Genomic DNA, 11,496 nt, shown 5'->3' with positions numbered 1-11,496 from the left:
GTTTCCGACTCTATCAGACCCTTTTCAGTGTCCGATCCCCGGCCGAAGCGGGGCCGCTTTCCAGTTCCACGCTTTCGCGTTTCCCTTTCCGGCGAGTCCGACTCTATCAGGCCTTTTCTTTTTGCTTGACCAGCCTTCCGCAGACATGCGAATGCCGAATCAAGATGAAGTCTTGGCTTGGAGAGTTGCTGCCGATCCCTGGGCGGTGCCGGTTCGAAACCGATTCGCATCGGGCAAGGCAGGGGCACGACCTTACAGGTGACCCGGGGTCGAGGCAAATCGTTTTCGGCACGATCCCCATGTCGCGAACCGGTAGTACTCGGGCGGAACCGGAACTTCTCATGACTTACGCTGCTGAGCAGCACGCCGTCGTCCGCACGCACTGACGGCGCCCTTCAAGCTCCGCCCCTGGGAGGTTCCCCATGACCACCGTGACGTCTCCTCTTGCCGGACGTGCCATCGGACTCGCCGCAGTACCCGACCCGGTCTTCTCCGGTGCGATGGTGGGACCCGGAACCGCCGTCGATCCCGTGCGCGAGCCGTCCGAGGCCGTGGCGCCGGTCGACGGAATCGTCGTCTCCCTCCACCCGCACGCGTTCGTCGTCGTGGCCTCGGAGGGGCACGGCGTACTCGTTCATCTCGGCATCGACACCGTTCAGCTCAACGGCGAGGGCTTCGAACTGCTCGTGAACAAGGGCGACACGGTGACGCGCGGCCAGGCCATCGTGCGCTGGGACCCGGCGGGCGTCGAGGCGGCGGGCAAGTCCCCCGTATGTCCGGTCGTGGCGTTGGAGGCCACCGCCGAGTCCCTCTCCGACGTCCGCGAGAGCGGCGACCTGAAGGTCGGCGACACGCTGTTCGGCTGGCGCTGACGGGCTCGGCGCAGTGACAGCCGACTGGATATCCAACGCGGAGGCAGGGACCACCGCCCAACCGGAGACGGGTGACATGGAGACAACGCTGCGAGGCGTCGGCGTGAGCCACGGGGTAGCGATCGGCGAAGTGCGTCACATGGGTACGGCGGTGCTCGAACCGCCGGCCAAGCAGATTCCGGCCGAGGAGGCGGGGCGCGAACAGGGGCGCGCCCGCCAGGCGGTGGAAGCTGTCGCGGCCGACCTGATCGCACGCGGCAATCTGGCCGGGGGCGAGGCACAGCATGTGCTGGAGGCCCAGGCCATGATGGCGCAGGACCCCGAGCTGATCGCCGACGTGGAGCGTCGTATCGCCGTCGGAAGCACCGCGGAGCGTGGTGTCTACGACGCGTTCGCCGCCTATCGCGCGCTGCTCGCCAACGCCGGTGAGTACCTTGCGGGGCGGGTCGCCGACCTCGACGACGTGCGCAACCGGATCGTGGCCCGTCTGCTCGGCGTCCCGATGCCCGGTGTGCCGGACAGCGACCGGCCGTACGTACTGATCGCGCGGGACCTGGCGCCCGCGGACACGGCGCTGCTCGACCCCGCCCTGGTGCTCGGCTTCGTGACCGAGGAGGGCGGGCCGACGAGCCACAGTGCGATTCTGGCCCGGGCGCTCGGTGTGCCGGCCGTGGTGGCTCTCCCCGGTGCCGGTGAAATCGCCGAGGGCATCGTCGTGGCGGTGGACGGCAGCACCGGGGAGATCTTCGTCGAGCCCAGTGCGGAGAAGCGCGCCGAGATGGAGAGCGCCGCTGCCGCGCGCAAGGCCGCGCTGTCCGCCTCGACGGGCCCCGGTGCGACCTCCGACGGTCACAAGGTGCCGCTGCTCGCCAACGTCGGTGGGCCCGGAGACGTGCCTGCGGCGGTGGAGGCCGGTGCGGAGGGCGTGGGGCTGTTCCGCACCGAGTTCCTGTTCCTGGACGACAGTGAGCGGGCGCCGTCGCAGGAGAAGCAGGTCGCGGCCTACCGGGCGGTGCTGGAGGCGTTTCCCGAGGGCCGGGTCGTGGTGCGGGTGCTGGATGCCGGCGCCGACAAGCCGCTCGCCTTCCTCACTCCGGCGGACGAGCCGAACCCGGCCCTGGGTGTGCGCGGGCTGCGGAGCCTGCTGGACCACCCCGAGGTGCTGCGGACCCAGTTGACCGCGCTGGCGAAGGCTGCCGAGGGCCTGCCCGTCCACCTGGAGGTCATGGCCCCGATGGTGGCGGACCGGGCGGACGCGAAGGCGTTCGCCGATGCCTGCCGCGAGGCGGGGCTGGGGGCGAAGTTCGGGGCGATGGTGGAGATTCCGTCCGCCGCCCTGCGGGCGCGTTCGATCCTGCAGGAGGTGGAGTTCCTCTCGCTGGGCACCAATGACCTCGCGCAGTACACCTTCGCCGCCGACCGTCAGGTGGGCGCGGTGTCCCGGCTCCAGGACCCCTGGCAGCCGGCACTGCTCGATCTGGTGGCGCTGTCGGCGGCTGCGGCCCGGGCCGAGGGCAAGAGCTGCGGGGTGTGTGGTGAGGCCGCCTCCGATCCGCTGCTCGCCTGTGTCCTGACGGGGCTGGGTGTGACGTCGTTGTCGATGGGGGCCGCGTCGATCCCCTACGTGCGCGCCGCACTGGCGAAGCACACGCTCGCGCAGTGCGAGCGCGCCGCCGCCGCCGCGCGTGCGGCGGACTCGGCGGATGAGGCGCGGGCGGCCGCCCAGGCGGTGCTGTCGGGCGAGTAGTCCTGCGGCCCGCACGGAAGGACTGGGGCTCCCCGCCCGGTGGTGGCGGGGAGCCCCTTCGGTGTCTCAGTGGTGGTCCTCCGGTTCGTCCGCGCCCAGGTCGAACCCCGCGCAGTACTCCACCCGTGGCTCCGGGGCGACGGGTTCGCCGGTGTCGGCGTCGGTGCAGTAGGCGCTGAAGACCTCGCCCGCGCTGAGCGGGACCAGGCTCCCGCGTTCCAGCCGCCAGCCGTGGACCCGGTCCGGGGCGCCGGAACTGCTCGTTCGGAGTACGACCCCGCCGGGCTTCTCCAGGGCGACGCCGACGGCGAGCACCGTGACGAACTCGGCCCCTTCCGCCGACGCGAGCCGGACGGGACCCGCGGAGTCGCGTTCGGTGTGGAGCACGGCGAACAGGTGCTCGTTGTCGGCGGGGGTGGAGCAGACGAGGTGATGCGTGCCCGGGCCTGCCGTCTCCAGTACCCGCAGCAGCAGATGCGAGGCCCGGTCGAAGGCGGCGCGGCCGATGTCCTGGCCGCAGTCCGCGCACTCGCCGAGGCCGGCCAGGGTCATCGTGGCGTACTCCCAGGTGGCCCGGCGCACGGCTCGGTCGACGAGGAGCGGGATCAGATCGGCGATGGGCTGGCCGGTGTACGCGACGGTGGCACCGGCCGAGGCGATCTCGGCGGTGAAGCGGCTGCGGCTCGCGGGGTCGTCGGGGGCGATCGCGGATTCGGAGCAGAACTCCGCGTACTCCTCGGGGTCGAAGAGCGCGACCCTGGTGTGCATCCCCTGCGCGGCGAGGGACTTGAGCAGGTGCTCGACCTGCTGGAGGTAGACGGCGTGGTCGTCGAACGTGAAGGTGCGGTAGTGCCGCATCGCCGCGAAGTCCCGTTCGTCGGCCAGCAGGCCGATGGTGCTGGGGGCTTCGCGGCGCAGCATGCGTCGCATGGACGTGCCGGCCCGGCCGCGGCCCCGGGGCCGGACGGACTCGGCGGTCCTGGTGTGTGCGTCGTGTTCGGTGTGCCGGGTCTTCCTGCGGTACGCCATGTGGTCCCCCAGTGCGCTGACGAACATTGCTCACTCAGCGTAATCAGGGGTACTGACAACGTGGCGCTCAGCGACGTCGGCGGGCGAGGTCCTCGTAGAAGTGGAGGAGTTCGAGGTTGTCGATCGAGCCTGGGTTGACCGCCTTGGCCAGGGCCGTGCCCTGGAGGAGGCGCTTGACCGGAACCTCGATGCGCTTGCCGGTGAGGGTGTGCGGAATGCCGGGGACCTCGATGACCTCGTCCGGGACGTGGCGCGGGGAGAGGTTCTCGCGGATGGTGCGCTTGATGCTGTCGCGCAGCGCGTCGTCGAGCCGTGCGCCCTCGGCGAGGTGGACGAAGAGCGGCATCCAGTACCCGCCGTCGGGTTCTTCGAGGCCGATCACGAGCGATTCGCGGATCTCGGGGAGCCGTTCGACTGCCTCGTAGATGTCGGCGGAGCCCATTCGGACGCCCTGGCGGTTGAGGGTGGAGTCGGAGCGGCCGTGGATGACGACCGAGCCACGTTCGGTGAGGGTGATCCAGTCCCCGTGGCGCCAGACGCCGGGGTACATGTCGAAGTAGCTGTCGTGGTAGCGGCTGCCGTCCGGGTCGTTCCAGAAGCGGATCGGCATGGAGGGCATGGGCGAGGTGACGACGAGTTCGCCGACCTCGCCGATGAGCGGTTCGCCGGCGGGGTCCCAGGACCGGAGATCCGTGCCGAGGCACGGCGCCTGGAGTTCGCCGATGTGCACCGGGAGGGTGGGGACCGCTCCGGCGAAGCAGCTGCACACGTCGGTTCCGCCACTGACGGAGGCGATCCACAGGTCGTCGCGGACCTCGTCGTGCAGCCACCGGAATCCGTCGGGCGGGAGCGGCGAGCCGGTGGTGGCGACGCACTGGACGCGGGAGAGGTCGAGGTCGCGGCCCGGGTGGATGTCGGCCTTGCGGCAGGCCATGACGTAGGCGGCCGAGGTACCGAACAGGGTTGCCCCGGTCTGTTCGGCGACCCGCCACTGGGCGCTGATGTCCGGGAATCCGGGGCTGCCGTCGTACAGGACCAGCGTGGTCCCGGTGAGCAGGCCGGAGACGAGGAAGTTCCACATCATCCAGCCGGTGGAGGTGTACCAGAAGAGCCGGTCGTCGGGACCGAGGTCGCAGTGCAGGCCGATCTGCTTGAAGTGCTCCAGCAGGATGCCGCCCTGGGACTGGACGATGGCCTTCGGCAGTCCGGTGGTGCCGGAGGAGTAGAGCACCCACAGCGGGTGGTCGAAGGGCACCGGCTCGAAGACCGGCTCGGTGTCCGCGGAGGTGAGGGCGGACCAGTCGAGGGCTCCCTCGGGAGCGTCCGTGCCCAGCAGCGGGATGTGGACGACGGCACGCAGGGTGGGGAGTTCGCGGCGCAGTTCGGCGACGGTGTCGGCGCGGTGGTGCTGCTTGCCGCCGTAGCGGTAGCCGTCGACGGCGAACAGGACGACGGGTTCGACCTGCTGGAAGCGGTCGAGGACGCTGCGGGCGCCGAAGTCGGGGGCGCAGGAGGTCCAGACGGCGCCGACGGCGGCGGTGGCGAGGAAGGCCACGACGGCCTCGGGGATGTTGGGGAGGTAGGCGCTGACCCGGTCGCCGGGCCGGACGCCGAGGGCACGGAGTTCGGCGGCGAGCGATCCGACCCGGCGGCGGAGAGCGGACCAGGAGGTCGCGGCCTGGGTGTGGGTCTCGTCGACGTGGAGCAGCGCGGGCGCGTCCACACGCAGGGGGTCCTCGGCGGTGCGCAGGGCGTGCTCCGCGTAGTTGAGGGTGGCGCCGGGGAACCACTGGGCGCCGGGCATGGTGCGGTCGCCGAGGACGGATGTGTACGGGGTGGAGAAGCGTACGTCGAACCAGTCGGCCACGGCCTTCCAGAAGGTGTCGAGTTCCTCGACGGACCAGCGGTGCAGCGCCTGGTAGCCGCCTTCGGCCGGTGCTCCGTACTGCCCTGCCGCCCAGTTCTGGAAGCGGGTGACGGCAGCGGCCGCGACGCGGTCGGGGCCGGGCTGCCAGAGGGGGGTTTCGTCGGCTGCTGCGGTCATGGGGCGGCTCCCTGGCTCTGCGTACGCGGGGTGGGCGTGGCGCGCGCACGTGCCGGAGTGTGCGCGTGCGGCGGCTCTCACGGACGATGCCACGTGATCGTCTTTCGCACCAGGGTCGGCCGCCCATGGCCTCGTGTCCGTATATGTGGTCCGGCCACGGGTGAACGGAAGTTGAACGGAACCCGCACCCGGCTGCTCGGATGGCAGGGTGAGCGGCATGGAAGCTCGTGACCTGGTGCGCTCGGTGAGAATGTTCGGTTCGGTACGGGGGCTGCGCACGGTGCGGTCGGCCCTGCGCCGTCGGGGCGCGGATGCACGGGCGCTGCCGCGCCGCGGTGCGGAGCGGGCGCGGGTCCCGGGCCCCTTGGTGGAGGCGGAGCCGGGGCCGGGCGGGGGCGTGGTGCGGTTCGCGCGTTCGGTGCTGCGGGTGCGGGTCGCGGTGGGCGGCGCGGTGTTCTGGAGCTGGGACGGGGCCGATCCGCTGCCGTCGTACGCGCTGGCCGGCACGGTGCCCGAGGCGGATCCGCGGGCCGCGCTGGAGCCGGACAAGGAGGGCGGCTGGCAGGTGGTCTCGGAGCGGCTGACGTTCGCGGTGTCCCGGCACGGGGCCGTCGAACTGCGTACTCCGGGCGGTGTGGTGCTCCGGCGGGAACTGCCGCCGCGCTGGTGGGAGCCGGTCGCGGGCGGGGACGCCCGGTGGGTGCAGCGTTCCGAGGTGCCGGCGGATGCCCGGTTCTTCGGTCTCGGTGGGCGGGCGTCCGGGCCGCGGCTGCGGGACGGCGTGTATCGCCTGTGGAACACCGATCCCGGTGGGCGTTTCGGGCCGGCGGACGATCCGCTGTACCTGACGATGCCGGTGCAGCTGGTGGTCGCCGACGCGGGAACTCATCTGGTGTTCCACGACAACAGCTGGTCGGGGCGGGTGACGCTGCGCGAGGGCGAGGAGGGTGCGGGGTCCGGCCACGACCGCCCGGGGACGTGCGAGGTGCGGATGGACGGCGGGCCGCTGCGGTGCTGGGCGGTGGCGGGCACGCCGGCCAGGGTGCTGCAGGGCTGGACGGCGCTCACGGGTGCGCCGGCGCTGCCGCCGTCGTGGGCGCTGGGGGCGCAGCACGCCCGTTGGGGGTTCGGCAGCGAGCGGGAGGTGCGGCGGATCGTGGCCGGGTACCGGGAGCGGGGGCTGCCGCTGTCCGCGGTGCATCTGGACATCGATCATTTCGACGGGAACCGCGCATTCACCGTGGACCGCGGGCGGTTCCCGGATCTGCCGGGTCTGGCGAGGGAGCTGCGCGAGCAGGGGGTGCGGCTGGTGTCGATCGTCGATCCCGCGGTGAAGGCGGAGCCCGGGTACGCGGTGTTCGACGCGGGTGCGGCGGTCGGTGACCGCGGGGCGTTCGTGCGGGACGCGCGGGGGCGGGTGGTGCGCGGGGAGGTGTGGCCGGGCGAGTGCGTCTATCCGGACTTCACCGATCCGCGGGTGCGGGAGTGGTGGGGCGGGCTCTACGAGGAACGCCTCGCGCAGGGGTTCTCCGGGGTGTGGCACGACATGAACGAGCCGGTGTCGTTCGCCGCGTTCGGGGATCCGACGCTGCCGCGGTCGGCCCGGCACTGTCTGGAGGGCCGCGGGGGCGATCACCGCGAGGCCCACAACGTGTACGGCCTCGCCATGGCACGTGCCGGGTACGAAGGGCTTCGGCGACTGCGGCCCGAGGAGCGGCCGTTCCTGTTCTCGCGTTCGGGCTGGGCGGGGATGCAGCGCTACGGGGGGACCTGGTCGGGTGACGTGGGGACGGGGTGGCCGGGGCTGCGGGCCTCGTTGGCGCTGGTCCTGGGGCTCGGGCTGTGCGGGGTTCCGTACTCCGGGCCGGACGTGGGCGGGTTCGACGGGTCGCCCTCGCCCGAGCTGTATGTGCGGTGGTTCCAGCTGGGCGCGTATCTGCCGCTGTTCCGGACGCATGCGGCGATGGACGCGGGCCGGCGGGAGCCGTGGGAGTTCGGGTCCCGGGCGCTGGAGTACGCGCGGGCGGCGATGGAGGAGCGGGAGCGGCTGCGCCCGTACTTCGAGACGCTGGCACAGTCGGCGGCGCTGACCGGTGCGCCGTATGTGCGGCCGTTGTGGTGGGGCGCTCCCGGGGACCGGGCGTTGCGGGCGTGCGAGGACGCGTTCCTGCTGGGGGACGCGCTGTTGGTGGCGCCGGTGCTGGAGCACGGTGCGGATCGCCGGGCTGTGCGGTTGCCGCGGGGCCGGTGGTACGACACGGCGACGGGCGAGGTGTTCGAGGGGCCGGGGCAGGTGCTGCTGGACGCCCCGTTGTCGCGGGTGCCGGTGCTGGCACGAGCGGGATCGGTCCTGCCCGTGCGGGGGGCGGGCGGGGATGTGGAGCTGGAGGTCTGGGCTCCGGCCGCGGGGCGGGGCGGGGGCGGGCTGGTGGTCCTGGACACGGGTGACGGCCGGGCGCGGGCGGAGGTGGAGCGCTATTCGACGCGCCTGGTGGACGGGAGGGTCGTGGTGGAACGGGAGGGCGTGGCGGGGCCGGTGGGCCGCCCGGTGCGCGTGCGTGGGCTGTGACGCCCGTCCGCGCACCGGCGGCGGTGCGTCGGGGAGCCGTCCGGTGCGCGGACGCGGGTACGGACGCCGGGCCGGGGCCCGGCGGGTCGGGAACGGGGCGGGGGTCGAGCGGGCGGGGACGGTCCGGACGGGTCAGCGGTAGCGGCCCTCGAACCAGGAGCGGGCGGCGAGGGTGTGGAGCGGGAAGGCGAGTTCGGCCGGGGCCCGGAGCACGTGGAAGCCCGCGGTCTCGTCGGTCGGCACGGAGGGCGGGAGGGAGGACACCGGGCGTTCCGGAAGGAGCCCGAAGAGGAGCAGGTGGCCCTCCGGGTCGCTGAGGGCATCGGCAAGCCGGACGTCGCGCCGTTCCGCCTCGATGCCGGTCTCCTCGCGGAGTTCCCGCGCCACGGCGTGTTTCCAGTCCTCGTCGTGGTCGATGAAACCGCCGGGGAGCGCGATGCCGCCGAGCCGGGGGCGGATGGTGCGGGTGATGACGACGAGGCCGGTGCCGTCCCGGTCGGTGACGGGGAGCAGGGCCACGGCGACCGGCAGGGGGTTGCGGTAGGCCCTGTCGCCGCAGGCGGCGCAGGTGCGCGGCCAGGCGTCCGAGTCGGCGTACGGTTCTCCGCAGCTGCCGCAGTGGGAGTCCTTGACCGGCTTCTCGGGGCTGTTCGTGAACACGGACACGCGCGGACTGTATCCGATCGTCCGCCGTCCTCTCCCCCGCTCCTGGATTATGTGGCCATGACAGGAATGGCTTCCGCTCTCCGCGTCCTGGTGGCCACCGCCGCCTCCGTCCTCCTCGCCACGACCGTCACCGCCCCCGAGGCGCGGGCGGCACACGGGCCGAAGGCCCCCGGGGAATTCGTCGCGCTGCGTTCGGTGGATCCGACCATCATCGAGGAAATGCGCTACCCCACCGCGCACAACTTCATGGGCGTTCCGGTGGACGGCTACCGGCAACCGCTCTGCATCCTCACCCGGCCCGCGGCGCGGGCCCTGCACCGTGCGCAGACCCGGCTGCTGCGCCGGGGCCTCTCGCTGAAGGTGTACGACTGCTACCGGCCGCAGCGGGCGGTCGACCACTTCGTGCGCTGGGCGAAGGACCTCGACGACCAGGCCATGAAGGGGGAGTTCTATCCACGGGTCGACAAGTCCCGGCTGTTCGCGGACGGCTACATCGCGGAGAAGTCCGGACACAGCCGCGGCAGCACGGTGGACCTGACGCTGGTCGAGCTGCCCGCGGCGCCGCCCGGTCGCCACGAACCGGGCCGGGATCTCGTGCCCTGCTACGCACCACCGAGCGAACGTTTCCCGGACGACTCCGTGGACATGGGCACGGGATTCGACTGCTTCGACACGCTCGCCCACACCGACGACCCGCGCATCCGGGGCGAGCAGCGGGCGAATCGGCAGTTCCTCAGAAAGACGCTCGTCGAGGCGGGCTTCGTGAACCTGGCCGAGGAGTGGTGGCACTACACCTTCGCCGCGGAGCCGTTCCCGGACACCTACTTCGACTTCCCGGTCGCCCGGAGTTCGGTGGCGGGACACGGACACGCGTAGCGGAAGAACGGCCGGGGTCTCCCCCGCGGGCCCCGACCGCCGTTTCTCGTCCCCCGGCGCGCCGCGGCCGTTTCCGGTTGCCGCCCGAACGATTACCGTGCCCCCTATGCCACAACAGACGTTCGATTCGTACGAGGAATTCTGGCCCTACTACGTAGCCATGCATTCCAGGGCGGCGACGCGCTGGGTCCATCTGACGGGTACCCTCACCGGTCTCGCGGTCACGGCCTACGGCCTGGCGCGGGGGCGCAAGCGGTACGCGGCGGCCCTGCCGCTGATCGGCTACGGGACCGCGTGGCCCGCTCATTTCCTGATCGAGAAGAACAACCCGGCCACCTTCGGCCATCCCGCCTGGTCGTTGCGGGGCGATGTGCAGATGATCCGGATGATGCTGGCCGGCCGCGACGGGGAACTGGCGCGGATCGCGGCGTCGTGGCTCGCCGACAACCCCCGTCCGTGACGGACCGGCGGTCCTCCCCTCCCGGTGCACCGGACGCCGCCCGCCACCACGTCCGGTGGACGCGCCCGTGCCGGCCGTGAGCGCCGTCACCGGCCCCGACGGCGTATCGCGCCCGAAGAAGCGTCCGTTTTCCCGGCCGGCGGCGGTGCCCGGCCCGTGTCCCGTCCGGCGGGGGCACGGGCCGCCCCGCGGGCGCTGCGGCCGAGCAGGGCGTCCGCTACGTCTTCGCGGGCTCGTGGCGGTGCTCGACCCGGTCCACCGCGTGTTCGACGACCGTCACCAGGACGTCGCGCGTGGAGGATCGGTCGCGCGCGTCGCACATGAGCACCGGCACCTCGGGGTCGAGGTCCAGCGCCGCCTGCACCGTCTCGGTGGGGAAGCGGTCGGTGCCCTCGAAGCAGTTGACGGCGACGACGAACGGAATCCTCCGCCGCTCGAAGTAGTCGACCGCCGCGAAGCAGTCCTCCAGCCGCCTGGTGTCCGCGAGCACCACGGCGCCCAGCGCACCCTGGGCCAGTTCGTCCCAGAGGAACCAGAAGCGATCCTGCCCGGGGGTGCCGAAGAGGTACAGCACGAGGTCCTCACGGAGCGTGATCCGTCCGAAGTCCATGGCCACGGTGGTGGTCGTCTTCGTTTCCACGCCCGCCACGTCGTCCACCGGACGGCCCGCCTCGCTGAGCCTCTCCTCCGTGCGCAGCGGTCTGATCTCGCTGACCGCGCCGACCATGGTCGTCTTGCCCACACCGAAGCCGCCCGCCACCAGGATTTTCAGGGTAACGGGATCAACGGGCCGCTTGCTGCGGCTAGAGCGCCCGAAGGCCATTGATCACCTCGCGAAGAATGCTCACGTCCGGCAGCTCGGCCGGCGGAACGGGACGGGTCACGTGCACGAGCTCGTCCTCGACGAGGTCGCCGACCAGGACACGGACCACTCCCACGGGAAGGTCCAGGCCGGCCGAGAGCTCGGCGATCGACTGGGGCATGGCACTGCAGAGTTCGACGATCTCCACATGTTCCGGCGAGAGCGTCTGGTCCCGGCCGGGGTCGGCTGCCGCGGGTTCGGGGACGACGACCGCGATCAGGTCGAGCCGATGGCGCGAGGCGCTGCTGGTGCGGCCCCGGGTCATCGCGTACGGACGGACCACGGGCCCCGCGTCCGCGTCGTACCAGTGGGATGCCTGCGGGTCCGTGTGCGGTACCGGTGGTGTGGAGGAGTCAGCGCTCATGCCGTCC

10 protein-coding genes are annotated in these 11,496 nt (G+C 72.1%); 5 read left to right on the top strand and 5 right to left on the bottom strand.

Going from position 1 to position 11,496, the window contains the following annotated elements; all coding sequences use genetic code 11:
* Positions 1-422: 422 nt before the first annotated feature.
* Positions 423-872 carry a PTS glucose transporter subunit IIA gene (locus tag ACFC79_RS35730; protein ID WP_376249107.1) on the top strand — a complete coding sequence of 150 codons (450 nt, stop codon included), beginning with the start codon at positions 423-425 and terminating at the stop codon, positions 870-872.
* A gap of 76 nt (positions 873-948) precedes the next feature.
* A complete protein-coding gene (gene ptsP / locus ACFC79_RS35725; RefSeq protein ID WP_376249105.1) occupies positions 949-2,619 on the top strand; it encodes a phosphoenolpyruvate--protein phosphotransferase in 1,671 nt (556 codons plus the stop codon).
* A gap of 66 nt (positions 2,620-2,685) precedes the next feature.
* Here the strand turns inward: ptsP and ACFC79_RS35720 are convergent, their stop codons facing one another.
* Together ACFC79_RS35720 and ACFC79_RS35715 are read right to left on the bottom strand one after the other, a co-directional pair.
* Positions 2,686-3,675, bottom strand: coding sequence for a hypothetical protein (locus ACFC79_RS35720; protein ID WP_376249104.1), 990 nt, complete (start codon positions 3,673-3,675; stop codon positions 2,686-2,688).
* A 40-nt stretch (positions 3,676-3,715) separates the two neighbouring features.
* Positions 3,716-5,692, bottom strand: a complete 1,977-nt coding sequence (locus tag ACFC79_RS35715; RefSeq protein WP_376249103.1) for an acetoacetate--CoA ligase — start codon at positions 5,690-5,692, stop codon at positions 3,716-3,718.
* A 217-nt stretch (positions 5,693-5,909) separates the two neighbouring features.
* Here ACFC79_RS35715 and ACFC79_RS35710 point away from each other — a divergent pair, with 217 nt between their 5' ends.
* On the top strand, positions 5,910-8,261 hold the full coding sequence (locus tag ACFC79_RS35710; RefSeq protein WP_376249101.1) for a glycoside hydrolase family 31 protein: 2,352 nt from the start codon (positions 5,910-5,912) through the stop codon (positions 8,259-8,261).
* A 132-nt stretch (positions 8,262-8,393) separates the two neighbouring features.
* On the opposite strand, the gene ACFC79_RS35705 is transcribed toward ACFC79_RS35710, so the two are convergent.
* Positions 8,394-8,927, bottom strand: coding sequence for an NUDIX domain-containing protein (locus tag ACFC79_RS35705; protein ID WP_376249099.1), 534 nt, complete (start codon positions 8,925-8,927; stop codon positions 8,394-8,396).
* A gap of 57 nt (positions 8,928-8,984) precedes the next feature.
* Here ACFC79_RS35705 and ACFC79_RS35700 point away from each other — a divergent pair, with 57 nt between their 5' ends.
* Together ACFC79_RS35700 and ACFC79_RS35695 are read left to right on the top strand one after the other, a co-directional pair.
* Positions 8,985-9,803: a M15 family metallopeptidase gene (locus ACFC79_RS35700; RefSeq protein ID WP_376249098.1), complete on the top strand. Its 819-nt coding sequence runs from the start codon at positions 8,985-8,987 to the stop codon at positions 9,801-9,803.
* Positions 9,804-9,909: 106 nt separating this feature from the next.
* The gene (locus ACFC79_RS35695; protein WP_376249096.1) at positions 9,910-10,263 is read left to right on the top strand and encodes an Mpo1-like protein; all 354 of its coding nucleotides are present in this window, start codon (positions 9,910-9,912) and stop codon (positions 10,261-10,263) included.
* A gap of 217 nt (positions 10,264-10,480) precedes the next feature.
* On the opposite strand, the gene ACFC79_RS35690 is transcribed toward ACFC79_RS35695, so the two are convergent.
* Both ACFC79_RS35690 and ACFC79_RS35685 read right to left on the bottom strand, forming a co-directional pair.
* The gene (locus tag ACFC79_RS35690; protein ID WP_376249094.1) at positions 10,481-11,086 is read right to left on the bottom strand and encodes an ATP/GTP-binding protein; all 606 of its coding nucleotides are present in this window, start codon (positions 11,084-11,086) and stop codon (positions 10,481-10,483) included.
* The gene (locus ACFC79_RS35685; protein ID WP_376249092.1) at positions 11,067-11,489 is read right to left on the bottom strand and encodes a DUF742 domain-containing protein; all 423 of its coding nucleotides are present in this window, start codon (positions 11,487-11,489) and stop codon (positions 11,067-11,069) included. Before ACFC79_RS35685 ends, ACFC79_RS35690 begins: the two co-directional genes overlap by 20 nt.
* Between the last annotated feature and the right edge of the window lie 7 nt (positions 11,490-11,496).

Origin of the sequence: Streptomyces sp. NPDC056061 (assembly GCF_042266885.1) — a bacterium.
In the GTDB taxonomy this organism is placed as follows: domain Bacteria; phylum Actinomycetota; class Actinomycetes; order Streptomycetales; family Streptomycetaceae; genus Streptomyces.
This window is presented reverse-complemented; position numbering and strand designations above follow the sequence as displayed.

Excerpts from the sequence above, each read along its gene's own strand:
- ptsP (WP_376249105.1), top strand. The coding sequence starts at position 949 with ATGGAGACAACGCTGCGAGGCGTCGGCGTGAGCCACGGGGTAGCGATC.
- ACFC79_RS35690 (WP_376249094.1), bottom strand. The coding sequence starts at position 11,086 with ATGGCCTTCGGGCGCTCTAGCCGCAGCAAGCGGCCCGTTGATCCCGTT.
- ACFC79_RS35715 (WP_376249103.1), bottom strand. The coding sequence starts at position 5,692 with ATGACCGCAGCAGCCGACGAAACCCCCCTCTGGCAGCCCGGCCCCGAC.
- ACFC79_RS35685 (WP_376249092.1), bottom strand. The coding sequence starts at position 11,489 with ATGAGCGCTGACTCCTCCACACCACCGGTACCGCACACGGACCCGCAG.
- ACFC79_RS35710 (WP_376249101.1), top strand. The coding sequence starts at position 5,910 with ATGGAAGCTCGTGACCTGGTGCGCTCGGTGAGAATGTTCGGTTCGGTA.
- ACFC79_RS35730 (WP_376249107.1), top strand. The coding sequence starts at position 423 with ATGACCACCGTGACGTCTCCTCTTGCCGGACGTGCCATCGGACTCGCC.
- ACFC79_RS35695 (WP_376249096.1), top strand. The coding sequence starts at position 9,910 with ATGCCACAACAGACGTTCGATTCGTACGAGGAATTCTGGCCCTACTAC.
- ACFC79_RS35720 (WP_376249104.1), bottom strand. The coding sequence starts at position 3,675 with ATGTTCGTCAGCGCACTGGGGGACCACATGGCGTACCGCAGGAAGACC.
- ACFC79_RS35700 (WP_376249098.1), top strand. The coding sequence starts at position 8,985 with ATGACAGGAATGGCTTCCGCTCTCCGCGTCCTGGTGGCCACCGCCGCC.